Genomic DNA, 20922 nt, shown 5'->3' with positions numbered 1-20922 from the left:
CGGAGGCGTCAGCCAATCTGGTTATCCACAGGCCCTGTGGGTGAAGGCCCAGATGCTGTGGAGAACTCCCCGGATCCTGTGCACGGAGCGGGGGACAGTCATGTGGACAAACTCATAACACCCTCGGCACCACACATCTGACCTGCGCTTTTCCCATCCACGGGCTGTGGGGGAGAAAAACTTCTGCCCCTGGACCAAGATCAGAACAAACGGCCCACACCCGAAGCCTCGCGCCAGGCAGAAGTAAGGATCACCAAGGCATTGCATCGCTTACCTGTGGAAGATTAGATTGAGCCCATGACTCAGGCCCCCGCGACCCCCAAGGCCGTCCGCCGGCAGCACGACCGCGAGATCGTCTCCCTCGCCCTGCCGGCCTTCGGTGCGCTCGTCGCCGAGCCGCTCTTCCTGATGGTCGACAGCGCCATCGTCGGCCACCTCGGCACACCCCAGCTCGCGGGCCTCGCGATCGCCGCCGCACTGCTCTCCACCGCCGTCAGCGTCTTCGTCTTCCTCGCCTACGCCACCACGGCAGCCGTCGCCCGGCGCGTGGGCGCGGGCGACCTCCCGGCCGCCATCCGACAGGGCATGGACGGCATCTGGCTCGCCCTGCTGCTCGGCGTCGCCGTGGTGGCGCTGACCCTGCCCGCGGCGCCGTGGCTCATCGACATCTTCGGGGCCTCCGACACCGCCGCCCCGTACGCCGTCACCTATCTGAGGATCTCCAGCCTGGGGATCCCCGCCATGCTGGTGGTCCTGGCCGCCACCGGCGTCCTGCGCGGCCTCCAGGACACCCGTACACCGCTCTACGTGGCCATCGCGGGCTTCGCGGCCAACGGCGCGCTCAACGTCGGTCTGGTCTACGGCGCCGGCCTCGGCATCGCCGGATCGGCCTGGGGCACGGTCATCGCCCAGTGCGGCATGGCCGCCGCCTACCTGGTCGTGGTCGTCCGGGGAGCCCGGAAGCACGGCGCCTCCCTCCGGCCCGACGCGGCCGGCATCCGCGCCTCCGCCCAGGCCGGCGTCCCCCTCCTGGTCCGTACGCTCTCGCTCCGCGCGGTCCTGATGATCGCCACGGCCGTCGCCGCCCGGATGGGGGACGCGGAGGTCGCGGCCCACCAGATCATCCTGTCCCTGTGGAGCCTGATGGCCTTCGCCCTCGACGCCATCGCCATCGCGGGCCAGGCCATCATCGGCCGCTACCTCGGAGCGGACGACGCCGACGGCGCACGTCAGGTCTGCCGCCGCATGATCCAGTGGGGCGTGGTCTCCGGTGTGGCGCTGGGCGCACTGCTGATCGTCGCCCGCCCCCTCTTCGTCCCCCTCTTCACCGGCGACACCACCGTGCAGGAGACGCTGCTCCCCGCCCTCCTGGTCGTCGCGCTCTCCCAGCCGATCTCGGGCGTGGTCTTCGTCCTCGACGGCGTCCTGATGGGCGCGGGGGACGGCCCCTACCTGGCGTGGGCCATGCTCCTGACGCTGGCCGTCTTCGCCCCGGTCGCGCTCATGGTCCCCGCGCTCGGTGGCGGGCTGACGGCCCTCTGGTGGGCGATGACCCTGATGATGACGGTGCGAATGGGCACGCTCTGGTTCCGCATGCGCTCCGGCCGCTGGATCGTCACCGGCGCCACCCGCTGAGCGGCGGGATGTTTCACGTGAAACGGCCGAAGGGCCGCACCCCGAGGAGTACGGCGGAGGGCCACACCCGAGGAGTACGGCAGAAGGGCCGCACCCCGAGGGGTGCGGCCCTTCCTCACTGCTGAGCGCAGACTGCCGGGGGCAGCGTTACGCGGCGACGACCTCGACGCCGAGCTTCGCGGCAACCTCGGGGTGCAGACGCACGGACACCTGGTGCGAGCCCAGGGTCTTGATCGGCGAACCGAGCTCGACGCGACGCTTGTCGACGTCGGGGCCACCCGCGGTCTTGATCGCCGAGGCGATGTCGGCCGGGGTCACGGAGCCGAAGAGACGGCCGGCGTCGCCGGAGCGAACGGCCAGGCGCACCTTCGTGCCCTCGAGCTGGGCCTTGATCTCGTTGGCCTGCTCGATGGTCGCGATCTCGTGGATCTTGCGGGCGCGGCGGATCTGCGCCACGTCCTTCTCGCCACCCTTGGTCCAGCGGATCGCGAAACCACGCGGGACCAGGTAGTTACGAGCGTAGCCGTCCTTGACGTCGACGACATCGCCGGCGGCACCGAGGCCAGAGACCTCGTGGGTCAGGATGATCTTCATTGTTCGGTCACCCTTTCCTTATCGCGCGGTGGACGTGTAGGGCAGCAGCGCCATCTCACGGCTGTTCTTGACGGCCGTGGCGACGTCACGCTGGTGCTGCGTGCAGTTGCCGGTGACGCGGCGGGCACGGATCTTGCCGCGGTCGGAAATGAACTTCCGCAGCATGTTCGTGTCCTTGTAGTCCACGTACGCGGTCTTGTCCTTGCAGAACGCGCAGACCTTCTTCTTAGGCTTGCGCACAGGCGGCTTCGCCATGGTGTTTCTCCTGTGTGATCAAGAAGTGGGAGTACGAGCTGCTTCTGGGGGCGTGCCCTAGAAGGGGGGCTCGTCCGAGTAGCCGCCGCCGGAGTTTCCACCCCAGCCGCCACCGCCGCCGCTGCCGCCCTGCTGGCCGCCGCCGGAGGAGGAGGGGCTGCCGGTCGCCCACGGGTCGTCGGCGGGAGCACCGCCACCACCCTGCTGGGAACCGCCGGAGTTTCCACCCCAGCCGCCACCGCCACCGCCGCCGCCCTGCTGGCCGCCGCCGCCGTATCCACCCTGGCCACCGCGACCGGTGGTCTTGGTGACCTTGGCCGTGGCGTTCTTGAGGCTGGGGCCGACTTCCTCGACGTCCAGCTCGTAGACCGTGCGCTTGACGCCCTCACGGTCCTCGTAGGACCGCTGCTTCAGCCGGCCCTGCACGACGACGCGCATGCCTCGCTGGAGCGACTCGGCGACGTTCTCCGCCGCCTGACGCCAGACCGAGCAGGTGAGGAAGAGGCTCTCGCCGTCCTTCCACTCGTTGGTCTGGCGGTCGAAGGTGCGGGGGGTGGACGCGATACGGAACTTCGCGACCGCCGCACCGGACGGGGTGAAGCGCAGCTCGGGGTCGTCGACAAGATTGCCGACGACCGTGATGACGGTCTCGCCTGCCATGGGGGAACCTCTCGGCGGGTTTGCTTCTGGCTGCTGTGTTGCTACTCGGACCCGATGACCTCTGAGCTAGAAGCTCAGTGGGTCTCGGGGCGGAGGACCTTGGTCCGGAGGACCGACTCGTTCAGGTTGAGCTGGCGGTCGAGCTCCTTGACGACCGCAGGCTCGGCCTGCAGGTCGATGACCGAGTAGATGCCCTCGGGCTTCTTCTTGATCTCGTACGAGAGACGACGACGGCCCCAGGTGTCGACCTTCTCGACCTTTCCGTTGCCCTCACGGACGACGGAGAGGAAGTTCTCGATCAGGGGGGCGACAGCGCGCTCCTCCAGATCGGGGTCGAGGATGACCATCACTTCGTAGTGACGCATGTGGAACCCACCTCCTTTGGACTCAGCGGCCACGGTCGTTCCGTGGCAGGAGGGTCGTGATGCGTGAGCGACGGTACCCACCCCCACTGACAGTCCCCCTCGGCTGGCGAGGGGTGCCGTCGGGGATCCCGGAGGGACCTGGGCAGACACCGGCGCAGCTGTACAGAGTACCCGCACATCGGCTTCCGGTTGAAATCCTCCGGGGAGGGGACGCAATCTGTACACAACGGATGCCGGCGGCGCCACGAGGCGCCGCCTTCCCGCAGGCACGCCAGGAGGTGCCCCATGGCACAGGCAATGCGACCCGAATCCGGCCACTCTCTCTTCGCGAGCGACGGCAAGCCCCACCCGCTCCAGGACACCCTGATGGCTGTCACGCTGGTGCTGGGGATCATCTCGTTCACCACCGCGCAGTTCCACAACCTGCACCTGCTGAGCTCCTGGTCGGGCCTGATCGGCATCCTGACCGGCGCGTACGGCCAGTTCATCTCCGTGACCACGCGCGAACGGTTCCTGCTGATCCTCGGACTCGGCGCCTCGGCCTTCGGCTTCTACCTCGGAATGGCGCACGGCGGCCTCTTCGGCGGCGTCATCAGCTGACCCCGACGGCACGTCGGGGCACACACACATATTCGGGGCGCTCCAAGGTCACAGTAGGCTTCGGCGCGAGAGCCGGAGCCCCTGACCGATGGGGACACACCTGCCGAGGAGCGCCCCGCATGAGCCTGACCCTGAGGACCATCAGCCGTGAGCAGCATCTGGCATTCATCCAGAGCCAGCCCTCGGCGAGCCACTGCCAGGTCCCGGCGTGGGCTGACGTGAAGACCGAGTGGCGCTCGGAGAACCTCGGCTGGTTCGACAAGTCCGGTGAGCTCGTCGGCGCCGGCCTGGTGCTCTACCGCCAGCTCCCGAAGATCAAGCGCTACCTGGCGTACCTGCCCGAGGGCCCGGTCATCAACTGGTACGCGCCGAACCTGGACGACTGGTTGCAGCCGATGCTGGCCCACCTCAAGCAGCAGGGCGCCTTCTCGGTGAAGATGGGCCCGCCGGTGGTCATCCGCCGCTGGGACTCGACCGCCATCAAGGCCGGCATCCAGGACCCCGACGTCAAGCGCCTCAAGGACGTCGAGGCCACCCACATCGAGCCGCGTGCCTTCGAGGTGGCGGACCGGCTGCGGAAGATGGGCTGGCAGCAGGGCGAGGACGGCGGCGCCGGCTTCGGCGACGTGCAGCCCCGCTACGTCTTCCAGGTGCCCCTCGCCAACCGCTCGCTGGACGACGTCCTCAAGGGCTTCAACCAGCTGTGGCGCCGCAACATCAAGAAGGCCGAGAAGGCCGGTGTCGAGGTCGTCCAGGGCGGCTTCGAGGACCTGGCCGAGTGGCAGCGGCTGTACGAGATCACGGCCGTCCGCGACCACTTCCGGCCGCGCCCGCTCTCGTACTTCCAGCGCATGTGGACCGTCCTCAACAACGAGGACCCCAACCGCATGCGGCTCTACTTCGCGCGCCACAACGGGGTGAACCTGTCGGCCGCGACCATGCTCGTCGTGGGCGGCCACGTCTGGTACTCCTACGGCGCCTCCGACAACATCGGCCGTGAGGTCCGGCCCTCGAACGCGATGCAGTGGCGGATGCTGCGCGACGCGTACGCCATGGGCGCGACCGTCTACGACCTGCGCGGCATCTCGGACTCGCTCGACGAGACCGACCACCTCTTCGGACTCATCCAGTTCAAGGTGGGTACCGGCGGCGAGGCCGTCGAGTACGTCGGCGAGTGGGACTTCCCTCTGAACAAGCTTCTGCACAAGGCGCTCGACATCTACATGTCGCGTCGCTGACCGTTCCGTAGGCTTCCTAGTCGTACACCCCAGTTTTTCACCGCTGCCATCAGAAAGGTTCCGGGCCGGCCATGGCGCTCTCCCTCTACGTCGACACCGCTCGCTGGCGGGCGCACCAGAAGACCGTCATCGACCAGTTCCCCGGGATCATCCCGGTGTGCAAGGGCAACGGATACGGCTTCGGGCACGAGCGCCTCGCGGACGAGGCGGCCCGGTTCGGCGCCGACATGCTCGCCGTCGGCACCACGTACGAAGCCGCGAAGATCAAGGACTGGTTCGGCGGCGACCTGCTGGTCCTCACGCCCTTCCGGCGCGGTGAGGAACCGGTTCCGCTGCCCGACCGGGTGATCCGGTCCGTCTCGTCCGTGGACGGCGTCCACGCCCTCGTGGGGGCCCGGGTCGTCATCGAGTGCATGAGCTCGATGAAGCGGCACGGCGTGCGCGAGGAGGAGCTCCAGCAGCTCCACGCCGCCATCGAGGACGTCCGTCTGGAGGGCTTCGCCCTCCACCTGCCCCTGGACCGCCCCGACGGCACGGACGCCGTCGAGGAGGTCATCACCTGGATGGACCGGCTGCGCAACGCCCGCCTGCCGCTGCACACCATGTTCGTGAGCCACCTGCGGGCCGAGGAGCAGGCGCGGCTCCAGCAGCAGTTCCCGCAGACCCGCTTCCGCGCCCGGATCGGCACCCGGCTGTGGCTGGGCGACCACGAGGCCACCGAGTACCGCGGCGCCGTCCTCGACGTGACCCGGGTCGCCAAGGGCGACCGCTTCGGATACCGCCAGCAGAAGGCCGCTTCGGAGGGCTGGCTGGTCGTCGTCGCCGGCGGGACCTCCCACGGCGTGGGCCTGGAGGCCCCGAAGGCGATGCACGGCGTCATGCCGCGCGCCAAGGGCGTCGCCCGGGCGGGCCTCGCCACGGTGAACCGGAACCTCTCGCCGTTCGTCTGGGCCGGGAAGCAGCGCTGGTTCGCCGAGCCTCCGCACATGCAGGTGTCCATCCTGTTCGTGCCGGCCGACGCCCAGGAGCCCCGGGTGGGCGACGAGCTCGTGGCGCACCTGCGCCACACCACGACGCAGTTCGACCGTCTCGTCGAGCGCTGAGCCGGCCGCGCGGCGCCGCGCGGGAGAAACACCTCACCCCCGGGAGTCCGTCTCCGGGGTGAGGTGTCTTCCGGTCAGTCGACCGCGCCCCACGGGAGGGCGGAGTCCTCAGTCGTGCCCCAGCGCACCCGCTGCCCCTCCAGCACCGTCGGGGCGGCGTGCCGGGCCGGGTGGGCCGCCCTGCCCGCCACGACGACGTCCCCGGCGCCGTCCAGGACGCCCCCCGAGGGGTCGTCCGCGCCGTCCTGGCGGACCGGGTCCTTCTCGGGCGCCAGGATGTCCCGTACGACCATCACGCACAGGTACAGCGTGCCGAGCAGGTGCAGGACGATCGCGAACTGGTAGCCGTCCGCCGGGAGGCCCTGCTTCTCGCCGCTGGTGGTGAACGCCAGGTACATCCAGACCCCGACGAAGTACATGACCTCGCAGCCCTGCCAGATCAGGAAGTCGCGCCAGCGGGGCCGGGCGAGCGCGGCCAGCGGCACCAGCCACAGGACGTACTGCGGCGAGTACACCTTGTTGGTCAGTACGAACGCGGCGACGACCAGGAAGGCCAGCTGGACGAAACGCGGCCTGCGGGGCGCCGTGAACGCCAGGTACGCGAGACCCGCCACCGCCGCCGCCATCAGCAGCAGCGCGTACAGGTTGGCCCGGTCCGGTGTGATGGCCTCGCCCGTGCGCTGGCTGATCAGCAGCCAGACCGAGCCGAAGTCGACGTTCCGGTCCCGGCTGAAGAGGTAGAACTGCTTCCACCCCTCGGGCGCGAGCAGCATCACGGGCAGGTTCACGGCCAGCCAGGCGCCCACCGCGCCGAGCACGGCCGTCCCGTACTCCCGCCACTTCCCGGCGCGCCAGCAGAGCAGCAGCAGCGGGCAGAGCAGCAGTATCGGGTAGAACTTGGCGGCCGTGGCCAGGCCCAGCAGGATCCCGAAGGCCAGCGGCCGGCTCCGCGACCACATCAGGACGGCGGCGGCGGTCAGGGCGACGGCCAGTATGTCCCAGTTGATCGTCGCGGTGAGCGCCACCGAGGGCGCGAGCGCGACCAGGAGCCCGTCCCAGGGCCGCAGGCGGTGCGTCCGGGTCACACAGACCGCCAGGACGGCCGCGCAGACCATGAGCAGACCCGCGTTGACCAGCCAGTACCACTGCTCCCGCTGCGTCATGTCGTCGCCGCCCGGCGTCAGCCAGGCCGCGACCTCCATGAAGAGGCCCGTCAGGACCGGGTACTCCAGGAACGGTATGTCGCCGCCCAGCCGGTCGAAGTACGGGACCAGGCCGTCGGCGAAGCCCCGCCCGGCGAAGAGGTGCGGGATGTCGGAGTAGCAGGCGTGCGTGTACTGGGAGGTCGTCCCGCGGAACCAGGCCCAGTTGTAGCAGGGCAGCTTCTGCACCATGCCGAGGGCGTACATGCCGAGGGCCACGAGGACGATCACCCGCACCGGCGTCAGCTGCCCGGTGCCGGCCGCCGCCCTGCGGCCGTAGGGGCCGCCGATCAGTTCGCTGCCCGCGGCGGCCACCTTGTCCCGGTGGGTGGGGACGACCGTCTGCGAGCGGTCCCGCGGGGCGCTCGACTTCTGGAGGCTCGGCATGGGGACATCCTGCCGTACGACCTCGGGAAAACGGCGAGGGCCGCCGCGGCCACTCCGTACGGAAGGTACGGAGCGGCCGCGACGGCCCTCGGGACGTGCCCGGACCGGCTCTCAGAAGAGAACCGGCGGAGGCTTCAGGATCACGGGAAGGTCCCCGCACCGCCCGGCCTGCCGTTCCCGTTGCCGCCGGAACTGTCGTCCGTCGCCGGGGGACTCGTCGTCGGCGTCTCGGTGGTCGGCGGTGTGGTCGTGGGCTCCCCGGTGTTGCCGCCCGGATCGCCCGGATCGCAGTTCCAGTCCAGGACGTCACAGGTCGTCTTGCCCGGCTTCGGCGTCCTGGTCGGCGTCGGCGGCGGGGTCGTCTGAGTCGGCGAGGCCGGGGGGGTCGTCGGCGGCGTCGTCGTCTCGGTGGGCGTCGGGGTCGCCGTCGGAGTCGGCGTCGGGCTCTTGGCACCGCCACCGAAGACGGGCCGGGCGCCCTCCAGCTTCTCCGGCTTCGGGAAGTCCACGAGCGGCATGCCCGCCACGGCGTCCGTCATGTACTCCCGCCAGATCCGGGAGGGGAACGACGAACCGTGGATCGTCGGCTGGTCACCCGTGCCGTACATCGGGAGGAAGGTGCGGCCCGTCTTCGACTCGTCGTCGTCGAACCGGTACATGTCGATGGCGGTCGCCAGCTGCGCCGTGTAGCCCACGAACCAGGCCGACATGTTGTCGTCGGTCGTACCGGTCTTGCCGGCCACCGCGCGGCCCGGGATGCGGGCCTTGGTGCCGGTACCCCGCGGGTCGTCCACGACGGACCGGAGCACGTCGGTGACGTTGCTCGCGATGGCCGGGCTGAAGGCCTCCTTGGGCTTCGCCTCGTGCTTGTGGATGACGACGCCGCCCCGCTTCACCCGCTCGACCGAGTACGGGTCGTTCTGCACGCCCTTGTTGGCGAAGGTGGAGTAGGCGCCGGCCATGCGGATGGCGCTCGGGCTGGAGACACCGAGGGAGAACGACGGAACGTCGCCCTTGACCAGGGACTCGTCGCGGAGACCGGCGGCCATGGCCGCGTCACGGACCTTGTCGATGCCGACGTCCATGCCGAGCTGCACGTACGGGGAGTTGGCCGACTTGATCATGGCGTAGCGCAGCGAGATCGGACCGTAGCTGGCGTCCTCGTCGTTGCTCTGGCGCCACTCGTCGCCCTTGTCGTCGAGCCAGATGTCCCCGTTGTACTTCCGGATCGTCAGGTCGTCCTTGCCGTTGTAGAGGCTCTTGTCCGGGTCGAGGATCGTGCGCTCGGAAGCGTCCTGGTCCGGGCCGAGCTCCTTGTCACGGACGCCGTCCTTCATCGCCGCGGCGAGCACGAACGGCTTGAACGTCGATCCGACCTGGGCGCCGGTCGCGTCGGCGTTGCTCTGGTAGTGCTTGGTGGCGTCGACGCCGCCGTAGAGGGCGACGATCTTCCCGGACGCCGTGTCGACCGAAGCGCCGCCGAACTGGACGTGCTTGTCCGTCTTGGGGCGCTTCTTCGGGTCGATGTTCTCCTTGATGACGTTCTTGATCGTCGTTTCCATCTTGTCCACCTTCTCCTTGTCGAAGGTGGTGTAGATCTCGTAGCCGCCGCGCTCCAGTTCCTGCTGCGTGATGCCGAACTGGTTCTTCATGTTCTGGTTGGCGGTGCTGACGAGGTAGCCGATCTGGCCGCTCAGGTTGGCACTCTTACGGATCTTCTCCACCTTGGGGAAGGTGGTGTACTTCGCCCGCTCGGCGGCCGTGAGATGCCCGTCCTTCTGCATCTCGTCGAGGATCCACTTCCACCGCTTGGTGGCCCGCGCGGTGTTCTTCACGGCGGAGGCTTCGGGATCGATGTCGGGGTAGCCGGCGGGGTCGTAGTACGTCGCACCCTTCAGCACCGCGGCGAGCAGCGCCGACTGGCTCGGGTCGAGCTTGTTGGCGTCCTTGTTGAAGTAGGCGCGCGCCGCGGCCTGGATGCCGTAGGCACCCCGTCCGTAGTACGAGGTGTTCAGGTAGCCGGCCATGACCTCGTCCTTGCCGAGCTCGTTGCCGACCTTCATCGAGATGAAGAGTTCCTTGACCTTGCGCGTGATGGTCTGCGACTGGTCGTCCAGGCGGTTGTTCTTCACGTACTGCTGGGTGATCGTCGAACCACCCTGGGTCTCGCCGCCCTTGGCCATGTTCCACACGGCGCGGGCGATGCCCATCGGGTCGATGCCGGAGTCGTCCCGGAAGGTCTTGTTCTCCGCCGAGATCACCGCGTTCTGCATCGACAGCGGGATCTCGCCGATCTGGACGATCTGCCGGTTGGTGCCGCTGCCCGTCGCGACCATGCGCGACCCATTGGCCCAGTAGTAGATGTTGTTCTGCGAGGTCGCGGTGTCGGCGGTGTTGGGAATGTCCACCCTCGAGTACGCGATGGCGGCGGCGCCCATGATGATCGCCACGAAGAAGAGGAAGGTGCCCGACACGAGCTTCCACGACGGCATCCAGCGACGCCAGCCGTACTTGTTGTGGCGCGGGTAGTCGATCAGGCGCTTCTTGCCCGGCTGACCACCGCCGGCGCCTTGACCCGGACCGCTGCCGCGACCACCGCCACCACCACCGCGCCGACCCCCACCGGGTCCGCCGGGGCCACCGGGACCGGAATCGGCTCCCTTGCGGCGGCTGCCGCGCTGGGCGGCCCGCCGGGCCTCCGCGCGGCCGCCGTAGGGACGCTGCTCCTCTCCGTGAGAGGAGGGCGGCCCGTACGAGGCCGTCGGGGCCCCCGTACCGGCGTCATGGGCCGGGGCCGACCTGCGGCCCGGCTGTTGGGCAGCGCGCCGTGCCGCCGCGCGACCGCCCGTCGGCGGCTGCTGCGGCGGCATTTTGCGACGATGCTCGCTCATCGAACGACTACTCCTCGGGCAGGCGCGTACGCCTGGAAGCGGCAGTTGAGTTCCGGTCCCCCCGAAATGGGCACGTCCGGACCCCATCGGAAGTCCCTCCGTACCGCAGCCGGTCACCCGCAGCACTGACGCCCCAGGGCATCGCTCGGTTCCCGGTGGTCTGCATGCCGCACAGACTACGCACGGCCAAATCCCACCTACAGCCGGACTTCACCCCAAATCAGGCAAGTCGACCGCTGTGAATTGATGATGTGACGCCGGTCACGGCCGTCCCGCTTGTCGAGACAGATCGGCCGTTCTATCGTGCTGATGTATCGAGTCGATACATCAGCACGGCATAAGGGCCCCGGAAGCGGAGGAGGAGGCGAAGGATGAGCAGACGCTCCGGCATCCTCGAGTTCGCCGTTCTCGGCCTGCTGCGCGAGGCCCCGATGCACGGGTACGAGCTGCGAAAACGCCTGAACACCTCGCTGGGCGTCTTCCGGGCCTTCAGCTACGGGACGCTGTATCCCTGCCTCAAGACGCTGGTCGCCAACGGCTGGTTGATCGAGGAACCGGGCAGCGCTCCCGAGGAGGCCCTCGCCGCTTCACTCGCAGGGCGCCGGGCCAAGATCGTCTACCGGTTGACCCCGGCAGGTAAGGAGCAGTTCGAGGAGCTCCTCTCCCACACCGGCCCGGACGCCTGGGAGGACGAGCACTTCGCGGCACGCTTCGCCTTCTTCGGGCAGACCGAGCGCGAGGTGCGGATGCGCGTGCTGGAGGGTCGCCGGAGCCGGCTGGAGGAGCGTCTGGAGAAGATGCGCGCCTCTCTGGCCCGGACCCGCGAGCGCCTCGACGACTACACGCTTGAGCTGCAGCGCCACGGAATGGAGTCCGTGGAGCGCGAAGTGCGCTGGCTGAACGAGCTCATCGAGAGCGAGCGGGCGGGACGGGATCAGCGATCCGGCCCCGACGCCCCCGCTCTGCACGACAACGATTCTGGAGAGACGGGCGGCCTGCCCCGGCACGGGGGCAGTACCCGGCCGGATCCGTCCGACGACACCGCCAAGTGAAACCCTGCGCCAGCAGGGCTTCCACGATCACACAGGGAGCAACCGGAATGGGTTCGGTTCGCGTAGCCATCGTCGGCGTGGGCAACTGCGCCGCCTCGCTGGTGCAGGGCGTCGAGTACTACAAGGACGCCGATCCGGCGGCCAAGGTGCCCGGCCTGATGCACGTCCAGTTCGGCGACTACCACGTCCGCGACATCGAGTTCGTGGCCGCTTTCGACGTCGACGCGAAGAAGGTCGGCCTCGACCTCTCCGACGCCATCGGCGCCAGCGAGAACAACACCATCAAGATCTGCGACGTCCCGAACGCGGGCGTCACGGTCCAGCGCGGTCACACGCTCGACGGTCTCGGCAAGTACTACCGCCTGACCATCGAGGAGTCCGCCGAGGAGCCCGTCGACGTCGTCCAGATCCTCAAGGACCGCCAGGTCGACGTCCTCATCTGCTACCTGCCCGTCGGTTCCGAGGACGCTGCGAAGTTCTACGCGCAGTGCGCCATCGACGCCAAGGTCGCGTTCGTCAACGCTCTCCCGGTCTTCATCGCCGGCACCAAGGAGTGGGCGGACAAGTTCACCGAAGCGGGCGTCCCGATCGTCGGCGACGACATCAAGTCGCAGGTCGGCGCGACCATCACGCACCGCGTGATGGCGAAGCTGTTCGAGGACCGCGGTGTCCGTCTTGAGCGCACGATGCAGCTCAACGTCGGCGGCAACATGGACTTCAAGAACATGCTGGAGCGCGACCGCCTGGAGTCCAAGAAGATCTCCAAGACCCAGGCCGTCACCTCGCAGATCCCGGACCGCGAGCTGGGCGACAAGAACGTCCACATCGGCCCGTCGGACTACGTGGCCTGGCTGGACGACCGCAAGTGGGCGTACGTCCGCCTCGAGGGCCGCGCCTTCGGCGACGTTCCGCTGAACCTGGAGTACAAGCTCGAGGTGTGGGACTCCCCGAACTCGGCCGGTGTCATCATCGACGCCCTGCGCGCCGCGAAGATCGCCAAGGACCGCGGCATCGGCGGCCCGATCCTCTCCGCGTCCTCGTACTTCATGAAGTCCCCGCCGGTGCAGTACTTCGACGACGAGGCCCTGGCCAACGTCGAGAAGTTCATCAAGGGTGAGGTCGAGCGCTAAAGCTCCGCACACTTGTCGATCGAGGGTCCCCGAGCCACTGCCCGGGGGCCCTCTTCGTATGTGAGTCTTGCTGCCATGTCCGTCGTACGTGATCTGCGCGTACTCCTGCGCCTGACGAACTTCCGCCGCCTGCTCGCCGTCCGGCTCCTCTCGCAGTGCTCCGACGGTGTCTACCAGGTGGCCCTGGCCACGTACGTCGTCTTCTCCCCCGAGAAGCAGACCTCCCCGACCGCGATCGCCTCCGCCATGGCGGTGCTCCTCCTCCCGTACTCGCTCGTGGGACCCTTCGCCGGAGTGCTCCTCGACCGCTGGCAGCGCCGACAGGTCTTCCTGTACGGGAACCTCCTGCGCGCGCTCCTCGCCTGCGGCACCGCCGTCCTCGTCCTCGCCTCGGTGCCGGACTGGCTCTTCTACGCCTCCGCGCTCTCCGTCACCGCCGTCAACCGGTTCGTCCTGGCGGGTCTCTCGGCCTCCCTCCCGCGCGTCGTCGACGAGGAGCGGCTCGTCCTCGCGAACTCGCTCTCCCCCACCGCGGGCACCCTCGCCGCGACCGTGGGCGGCGGACTCGCCTTCGGGGTCCGGCTCGTAGCCGACGACTCCGACGCCGCGGTCGTCGCCTTCGGCGCGGTCCTCTATCTCTGCGCCGCCCTCGCCTCCCTGCGCATGCCCCGGGCACTCCTCGGCCCCGACCCCGACCTCACGCCCCAGCCCCTGGCCTCGGCCCTGAAGGCGACGGCCCACGGGCTGGCGGCGGGGCTGCGGCACCTCGCCGAGCGACGGCCCGCCGCCCGCGCGCTCATCGCGGTGGGCCTCATGCGCTTCTGCTACGGCGCCCTGCTCGTCACCGTCCTCATGCTCGCCCGCTACGCGTGGAGCTCCACGGACTCCGAGGGCCTCGGTCTCCTGGGGCTCGCCGTCGCCGCCTCGGGTGCGGGCTTCTTCGCGGCCGCCGTCCTCTCCCCCTGGGCCGTGGGGCGGTTCGGGCCCTTCGGCTGGATGACCGTGTGCACGGCGGCGGCGGCCGTGCTCGTGCCGGCGCTCTGCCTGACCTTCGCCCCGACCCCGTTCCTCATCGCCGCCTTCGCCCTCGGACTCATCACCCAGGGGGCCAAGATCGCCACGGACACCGTGGTCCAGACGACCGTGGACGACTCCTTCCGGGGACGGGTCTTCTCGCTCTACGACGTGCTGTTCAACGTCGCCTTCGTGGGCGCGGCGGGCGTCGCCGCGCTGATGCTGCCGCCCGACGGCCGCTCGCCGCTGCTGGTCGTGCTGGTGGCGGTGATCTACGCGGCGCTCGCCGTGGCCCTGCGCCGGGAACGCCAGGAGGGGTGACGTTTCACGTGAAACGTCACCCCTCCCCGGCATCGACCGGGTCCCTGTTTCACGTGAAACATCACCCCGTCCAAGCGCTGGGCCGGCTCAGTCGCGTGCTGCCCACCACTCCTTGAGGGCCGCGACGGCCTGGTCGTACTCCATCGGCCCGTTCTCCAGCCGGAGCTCCAGCAGGAACTTGTACGCCTGGCCGATGGCCGGGCCCGGCCGGATGCCCAGAATCTCCTGGATCTGGTTGCCGTCGAGGTCGGGGCGGATCGCGTCCAGCTCCTCCTGCTCCTGGAGCTGGGCGATGCGGTCCTCCAGGCCGTCGTAGGCGCGGGAGAGCGCACCCGCCTTGCGCTTGTTCCGCGTCGTGCAGTCCGAGCGGGTCAGCTTGTGCAGCCGTGAGAGCAGCGGCCCGGCGTCCCGTACGTAGCGCCGCACGGCCGAGTCGGTCCACTCGCCGGTCCCGTAGCCGTGGAAGCGGAGGTGGAGCTCCACCAGGCGCGAGACGTCCTTGATCATCTCGTTGGAGTACTTCAGCGCGGTCATGCGCTTCTTGGTCATCTTGGCGCCGACCACCTCGTGGTGGTGGAAGGAGACCCGGCCGTCCTTCTCGAACCGGCGGGTGCGCGGCTTGCCGATGTCGTGGAGCAGGGCGGCGAGACGCAGCACCAGGTCGGGGCCGTCCTCCTCCAGGTCGATCGCCTGGTCGAGCACGGTCAGCGAGTGCTCGTAGACGTCCTTGTGCCGGTGGTGCTCATCGCTCTCCAGACGCAGCGACGGCAGCTCGGGCAGGACGTGCTCGGCGAGGCCCGTGTCCACGAGCAGTCCGAGGCCCTTCCGGGGGTGCGCCGACAGCAGCAGCTTGTTGAGCTCCTCACGGACCCGCTCGGCGGAGACGATCTCGATCCGGCCGGACATCTCCTTCATCGCCGTGACGACCTCGGGGGCGACCTCGAAGTCCAGCTGCGCGGCGAACCGTGCGGCCCGCATCATGCGCAGGGGGTCGTCGGAGAACGACTCCTCCGGGGTGCCCGGCGTGCGCAGGACCCGGGCGGCGAGGTCCTCGAGACCGCCGTACGGGTCGACGAACTCCTTCTCGGGAAGGGCCACGGCCATGGCGTTGACGGTGAAGTCGCGCCGGACGAGATCCTCGTCGATGGAGTCGCCGTAGGAGACCTCGGGCTTCCGGGAGGTCCGGTCGTACGCCTCCGAGCGGTACGTGGTGACCTCGATCTGGTAGCCGTCCTTCTGGGAGCCGACGGTCCCGAAGGCGATGCCGACCTCCCACACGGCGTCGGCCCACGGCCGGACGATCTTCAGTACGTCCTCGGGGCGGGCGTCCGTGGTGAAGTCCAGGTCGTTGCCGAGCCGGCCGAGCAACGCGTCGCGCACCGAACCGCCGACCAGCGCGAGGCTGAACCCGGCCTCCTGGAAGCGGCGGGCGAGGTCGTCGGCGACAGGGGACACACGCAGCAGTTCACTGACCGCGCGGCGTTGCACCTGGCTCAGTGCAGTCGGGGTGTCTTCGTTGGCGTTCGGCACAACAGAAAAGGGTACGTGCCCCGGCCCGCCGCGACGTCCCCGTTTCCGGCGGGACCGCACGCCCCGGAGTTCGGGGACCATGGACCCGACGGCACCGGCGGGCGCCCGGTCGAAGATCGGCTGGAGCAGTCCCCGGCACTTGCTCCCAGCATGCCTCGTTACCATGCCTGGACACAGCAACCGGGAACCACCGACACCACTGGCACCACAGACAACGACGAGGACGGGCGAACGCGTGGCCGAGGCGGCAGACATCCAGGGGACCGGTCCCTCACCTGCCCGCCGATGGCTGCGGCGCACGATCATCGTCGCCGTCGGGGCACCCCTTCTGGCCGGTCTGCTCCAGGCCCCGGTCACGGCCGCCCCGGCGGCCCCCGCCGAGGACGGCGCCGGCACCCGGACCGTCGATGTGTCCCTCGACACGATGACGCCGACCGCGCCCGCCGAGGGGGACACCGTCACCGTCACCGGCACGGTGACCAACCGGGGCAAGAAGGCCGTCACCGACGCGACCGTGAACCTGCGCGTCGGGCCGAGGATGACGAGCCGTAGCGAGATCGCGCAGGTCACGGGGCGCACCGGCTTCCGGGGAGACAGGGATCCCGCTCCCCTCGACGACGGTCCCGCCGTCAAGATCGACCGACTGGGCGCGGGCCTGAGCTCGGACTTCTCGCTCTCCGTGCCCGTCGCCGACCTCGGGATCGAGGACGAGGGCGTCTACCAGCTGGGCGTCTCCCTCAACGGGCAGACCTCGGACCGGCCGTACGACCGGGTGCTCGGCATCGAGCGGACGTTCCTGCCGTACCAGCCCGAGGCGACCGAGAAGAAGACCCAGCTCACCTACCTGTGGCCGCTGATCGGCTCGGCGCACGTCTCGGCGCAGACGGCCACGGACGACCAGCAGACCCCGGTCTTCGAGGACGACGACCTGGCGGCCGAGCTGCGCCCGGGCGGGCGCCTGGACGAGATGGTCGCGCTGGGCAAGGACCTTCCGGTCACCTGGGTGGTCGACCCGGACCTGCTGGCCTCGGTCGACGCCATGGCCAACGGCTACCGGGTCAAGGACGGCACCGCCCTGGACGTCCCCGGCAGGAACCAGGCCGTCGCCGAGCGCTGGCTGGACGCCCTGGAGAAGGCGGTGCAGGGGCACAAGGTCGTCGCCCTCCCCTTCGCCGACCCGGACCTGGCCTCCCTCGCCCATCGGGGCAGGGACGTGCCCGGCTCCCTGGGTCACCTCCAGTCGGCGACCGCCCTGGCCGGGATGACGGTCGAGACCGTCCTCCACGTCGAGGCCTCCACGGACTTCGCCTGGCCCGCCGACGGGGCCGTGGACCCCTCCATCGTGGCGGTCGCGACCTCGGCCGGCGCCGACAAGGTGATCGCCCGCAGCGACAGCGTCCGCGACGACCTCGCCTACACGCCCACGGCCGCCCGCCCGCTCGGCAACGGCAGCACCACGGCCGTCGTGAGCGACGCGTTGCTGTCCACCGCCTTCGAGGGGGACATGGTCCGCGCGGAGCGCTCCACGCTCGCGGTCCAGGAGTTCCTCGCGCAGACGCTCGCGATCACCCTGGAGCAGCCGGAGGACCAGCGGAGCGTCGTGGTCGCCCCGCAGCGGATGCCAACCGTCGCCCAGGCGCACTCCATGGCGACCGCCCTGGGCGGCCTCTCCGGACGCCGCTGGAGCCAGCCCAGCGACCTCCTCGCGGCCGCCGCGGCCAAGCCGGACCCGGACGCCTCCACCACGGTGCCGAGCAGCTCCCGCTACCCGAAGCGGCTGCGCGACCGGGAGCTCCCGGTGCAGGCCTTCCGTGACATGAAGACGACACGGGACGAGCTCAACGACTTCAAGGTCATCCTGACCCAGTCGGAACGCGTCGTGACGCCCTTCGGCAACGCGATCAACCGCGAGATGTCGACCTCCTGGCGCGGTGAGGCCCGGGCGGCGGCGATCTACCGCAACAACGTCCTGGACTATCTACAGAGCCTCACCAACGGCGTCCAGTTGGTCGACAAGTCGGACCTCACGCTCTCCGGCCGCAGCGCGACCATCCCGGTCACCGTCCAGAACAAGCTGTTGCAGGGCGTGGAACACCTGAAGCTGCGCCTCACCTCCGGCAACAAGAACCGGCTGGAGCTGAACGGCGAGAGGTACGCCGAGCTCCCGGTGAAGGTCGGCGGCGGGCACAGCCAGTCGGTGAAGTTCAGCGCCTCGGCCAACGTCAACGGCCAGGTGCCGATGACGGCCCAGCTCTACACCGAGGACGGCACCCCGTACGGGCAGCCGATGAACTTCACCGTGCGGGTCTCCGAGATCACTCCCACGGTGATGCTGGTGATCGCCGGTGGCGTCCTCCTCCTGGTGCTCGCCGGTGTCCGCATGTACAGCCAGCGCAAGCGCGTGGCCGCCCGGAACGCCGAGGCGGAGGCGGCCGAGGCCGCCGACGGCGCCGAGAGCGACGAGACAGCCGGGAGCGACGAGGGCGACGCCGCCGCGGACGACGCCGTGCCGGAGCCCCGTGAGGACGCCCCGCGCGAGCGGGGGTCCGACGGGGACGAACCCGTGCAGCCGAGTGACCCGACACCGGACACCGGGCACGAAAGCGGCGACCCGTCGGGCCCGGGTGAGAAAGTGGACCGTTGAGCGATGTCGTGGCCGGTCGGCCGGGGACGATGAGGTGGGGTAACCATGAACGCGCCGTACGACGGTGACCGCGGCCAGGGCCCGGGCGGCCCGGCGCCGTCCGGTGGGACGCCCGACGTGCCTCCCGGTGCCGGCCACCCGCCGGTGCCGCCCCCGCAGCAGGGCGCCCCTGGCCCGCAGGGGCAGCAGGACCCCTACGGGCAGAACCCGTACGCCCCGGAGCAGTACGCGCAGGACCAGTACCCGCAGGACCCCTACGTCCAGGACGCCTTCGCCCACGACCCGTACCGGGCCCAGGACCTGTCCGCGCAGGACCCGGTGACCGAGGCGCTGTACGACCGCGCCGCGCACCCGCCGCCCCCGCCCGGCACCTACCAGGACCCGCACGCGCTCTACCAGCAGCCGGCCGCGCCGCAGCACGCCCCCGACCCCCGGGTGTGGGCACAGACGCCGGCGCCCGAGCCGGACGGACCCTCGCGCCACCTGCCGTACGGCGACGACGCGCGCACGGTCCAGTTCACCGGGGTCGACGACCTGGTCACCCGGGCCGGTGAGGAGACCCCCGAGCCGGACGCGTTCGCGCACCTGTACCGGGACCAGCAGGCGCCCGGCCAGGTGCCGCCGCCCGCCCCGGAGCCGGACCCGCTGCCCGCGCCCGCCCCGAAGAAGTCGGGCCGCGCCTCCGGGCTGCTGAAGTCGAGCGCCGTGATGGCGGCCGGCACCCTGGTCTCCCGGCTCACCGGCTTCGTCCGCAGCCTGGTGATCACCGGTGCGCTCGGTGCCGCCCTGCTCGGTGACACCTTCACCATCGCCTACACCCTGCCGACGATGATCTACATCCTCACCGTCGGCGGCGGCCTCAACTCGGTCTTCGTCCCGCAGCTCGTCCGCTCGATGAAGAACGACGAGGACGGCGGCGAGGCGTACGCCAACCGCCTGCTCACCCTCGTCATGGTGGCGCTCGGCCTCATCGTGGCGCTGGCCGTCTTCGCGGCGCCGCTGCTGATCCGGCTGATGTCGAACACCATCGCCGACGACGCCGCGGCCAACAGCGTGGCCGTGACCTTCGCCCGCTACTGCCTGCCCACGATCTTCTTCATGGGCGTGCACGTGGTGATGGGCCAGATCCTCAACGCCCGCGGCAAGTTCGGCGCGATGATGTGGACCCCGGTCCTGAACAACATCGTCATGATCGTCACCTTCGGCCTCTTCATCTGGGTCTACGGCACCTCCGCCGAGTCCCACATGGGCGTGCAGACCATTCCGGACGACGGCATCCGCCTGCTTGGCATCGGCACCCTGCTCGGCCTCGTCGTCCAGGCCCTGGCGATGATCCCGTACCTGCGCGAGACCGGCTTCCGCTTCCGGCCCCGCTTCGACTGGAAGGGCCACGGGCTCGGCAAGACGGTCAAGCTGGCCAAGTGGACGGTCCTCTTCGTCCTTGCCAACCAGGCGGGCGTCCTGGTCGTCACCCAGCTCGCCACCGCCGCCGGTGAGGCGTCCGGGAAGAACGGCGCCGGCTTCCTCGCGTACTCGAACGCCCAGCTGATCTGGGGCATGCCGCAGGCCATCATCACGGTCTCCGTCATGGCCGCCCTGCTGCCGCGGATCTCCCGCGCCGCCCACGACGACGACCCGGGCGCCGTCCGGGACGACATCTCGCAGGGCCTGCGGAACTCCGCCGTCGCGATCGTCCCGGTCTCCTTCGCCTTCCTGGCGCTCGGCGTCCCGATGTGCACCCTGCTCTACGCCTCCAGCGGCATCGAGGCCGCCCAGGGCATGGGCTTCATCCTGATGGCCTTCGGCCTCGGTCTGATCCCGTACTCCGTCCAGTACGTCGTGCTCCGCGGCTTCTACGCCTACGAGGACACCCGGACGCCCTTCTACAACACGGTGATCGTCGCCGCCGTCAACGCGGCCGCCTCCGCCCTCTGCTACGTCGTCCTGCCCGCCCAGTGGGCCGTGGTCGGCATGGCCGCCTCCTACGGCCTCGCCTACGCGGTCGGCGTCGGCATCGCGTGGCGGCGGCTCAGCAAGCGTCTGGGCGGCGACCTGGACGGCACCCACGTGCTGCGGACCTACGCCCGCCTCTGCATGGCCTCCGTGCCCGCCGCGGTCGTCGCCGGCGCCGTCGGCTTCGGTCTGCTGAAGCTGCTGGGGGAGGGCGCCCTGGGCTCGCTGGTCGCGCTCGTCGTCGGCGGTGCGGTGCTCCTCGGCGTCTTCTTCGTCGCCGCGAAGCGCATGCGGATCGCGGAGCTGAACACCCTGGTCGGTATGGTCCGCGGACGCCTGGGACGCTGA

16 protein-coding genes are annotated in these 20922 nt (G+C 69.8%); 9 read left to right on the top strand and 7 right to left on the bottom strand.

Annotated features, from left to right (window positions below; genetic code table 11):
• The first annotated feature begins 297 nt into the window (after positions 1–297).
• The gene (locus ACFYXU_RS30545) at positions 298–1635 is read left to right on the top strand and encodes an MATE family efflux transporter (RefSeq protein WP_376507513.1); all 1338 of its coding nucleotides are present in this window, start codon (positions 298–300) and stop codon (positions 1633–1635) included.
• A gap of 147 nt (positions 1636–1782) precedes the next feature.
• On the opposite strand, the gene rplI is transcribed toward ACFYXU_RS30545, so the two are convergent.
• The 4 genes from rplI to rpsF form a co-directional block, all read right to left on the bottom strand.
• Positions 1783–2229 (bottom strand): 50S ribosomal protein L9, encoded by a 447-nt coding sequence (gene rplI / locus ACFYXU_RS30540; protein WP_053640001.1) that lies wholly within the window; start codon positions 2227–2229, stop codon positions 1783–1785.
• Positions 2230–2247: 18 nt separating this feature from the next.
• A complete protein-coding gene (gene rpsR, locus ACFYXU_RS30535; RefSeq protein ID WP_005315025.1) occupies positions 2248–2484 on the bottom strand; it encodes a 30S ribosomal protein S18 in 237 nt (78 codons plus the stop codon).
• Between the two features lie 57 nt (positions 2485–2541).
• Positions 2542–3144, bottom strand: a complete 603-nt coding sequence (locus tag ACFYXU_RS30530) for a single-stranded DNA-binding protein (RefSeq protein ID WP_389407836.1) — start codon at positions 3142–3144, stop codon at positions 2542–2544.
• A 74-nt stretch (positions 3145–3218) separates the two neighbouring features.
• Complete coding sequence (rpsF, locus tag ACFYXU_RS30525; protein WP_007383258.1) at positions 3219–3509, bottom strand: 30S ribosomal protein S6; 291 nt, start codon at positions 3507–3509, stop codon at positions 3219–3221.
• 285 nt (positions 3510–3794) lie between these two features.
• On the opposite strand from rpsF, the gene ACFYXU_RS30520 reads away from it, so the two are divergent.
• The 3 genes from ACFYXU_RS30520 to ACFYXU_RS30510 all read left to right on the top strand — a co-directional run bounded on the left by ACFYXU_RS30520 (position 3795) and on the right by ACFYXU_RS30510 (position 6450).
• Complete coding sequence (locus tag ACFYXU_RS30520; RefSeq protein ID WP_329856006.1) at positions 3795–4109, top strand: hypothetical protein; 315 nt, start codon at positions 3795–3797, stop codon at positions 4107–4109.
• Between the two features lie 119 nt (positions 4110–4228).
• Positions 4229–5347 carry a peptidoglycan bridge formation glycyltransferase FemA/FemB family protein gene (locus tag ACFYXU_RS30515; protein ID WP_329856004.1) on the top strand — a complete coding sequence of 373 codons (1119 nt, stop codon included), beginning with the start codon at positions 4229–4231 and terminating at the stop codon, positions 5345–5347.
• 71 nt (positions 5348–5418) lie between these two features.
• Complete coding sequence (locus ACFYXU_RS30510) at positions 5419–6450, top strand: alanine racemase (protein WP_389407835.1); 1032 nt, start codon at positions 5419–5421, stop codon at positions 6448–6450.
• A gap of 74 nt (positions 6451–6524) precedes the next feature.
• On the opposite strand, the gene ACFYXU_RS30505 is transcribed toward ACFYXU_RS30510, so the two are convergent.
• Together ACFYXU_RS30505 and ACFYXU_RS30500 are read right to left on the bottom strand one after the other, a co-directional pair.
• Complete coding sequence (locus ACFYXU_RS30505; protein WP_389460917.1) at positions 6525–8039, bottom strand: glycosyltransferase family 87 protein; 1515 nt, start codon at positions 8037–8039, stop codon at positions 6525–6527.
• A gap of 140 nt (positions 8040–8179) precedes the next feature.
• Positions 8180–10930: a transglycosylase domain-containing protein gene (locus ACFYXU_RS30500; protein WP_389460915.1), complete on the bottom strand. Its 2751-nt coding sequence runs from the start codon at positions 10928–10930 to the stop codon at positions 8180–8182.
• A gap of 371 nt (positions 10931–11301) precedes the next feature.
• On the opposite strand from ACFYXU_RS30500, the gene ACFYXU_RS30495 reads away from it, so the two are divergent.
• The 3 genes from ACFYXU_RS30495 to ACFYXU_RS30485 all read left to right on the top strand — a co-directional run bounded on the left by ACFYXU_RS30495 (position 11302) and on the right by ACFYXU_RS30485 (position 14447).
• The gene (locus ACFYXU_RS30495) at positions 11302–11982 is read left to right on the top strand and encodes a helix-turn-helix transcriptional regulator (RefSeq protein WP_329855996.1); all 681 of its coding nucleotides are present in this window, start codon (positions 11302–11304) and stop codon (positions 11980–11982) included.
• 47 nt (positions 11983–12029) lie between these two features.
• Complete coding sequence (locus ACFYXU_RS30490) at positions 12030–13112, top strand: inositol-3-phosphate synthase (protein ID WP_329855994.1); 1083 nt, start codon at positions 12030–12032, stop codon at positions 13110–13112.
• 75 nt (positions 13113–13187) lie between these two features.
• Entirely contained in the window at positions 13188–14447 is a 1260-nt protein-coding gene (locus ACFYXU_RS30485; RefSeq protein ID WP_389460913.1) for an MFS transporter, read from the top strand.
• An 87-nt stretch (positions 14448–14534) separates the two neighbouring features.
• Here ACFYXU_RS30485 and ACFYXU_RS30480 read toward each other — a convergent pair whose 3' ends face one another.
• Positions 14535–15977 (bottom strand): CCA tRNA nucleotidyltransferase, encoded by a 1443-nt coding sequence (locus tag ACFYXU_RS30480; protein WP_376507507.1) that lies wholly within the window; start codon positions 15975–15977, stop codon positions 14535–14537.
• 235 nt (positions 15978–16212) lie between these two features.
• Here ACFYXU_RS30480 and ACFYXU_RS30475 point away from each other — a divergent pair, with 235 nt between their 5' ends.
• Together ACFYXU_RS30475 and murJ are read left to right on the top strand one after the other, a co-directional pair.
• Positions 16213–18621, top strand: a complete 2409-nt coding sequence (locus ACFYXU_RS30475) for a DUF6049 family protein (protein WP_389460911.1) — start codon at positions 16213–16215, stop codon at positions 18619–18621.
• Positions 18622–18666: 45 nt separating this feature from the next.
• A complete protein-coding gene (gene murJ / locus ACFYXU_RS30470; protein WP_389460909.1) occupies positions 18667–20922 on the top strand; it encodes a murein biosynthesis integral membrane protein MurJ in 2256 nt (751 codons plus the stop codon).

Origin of the sequence: Streptomyces sp. NPDC002232 (assembly GCF_042890295.1) — a bacterium.
Lineage (GTDB): Bacteria > Actinomycetota > Actinomycetes > Streptomycetales > Streptomycetaceae > Streptomyces.
Note: the sequence above shows the minus strand (reverse complement) of the source record. Positions and strands in the feature narration are given on the sequence as shown.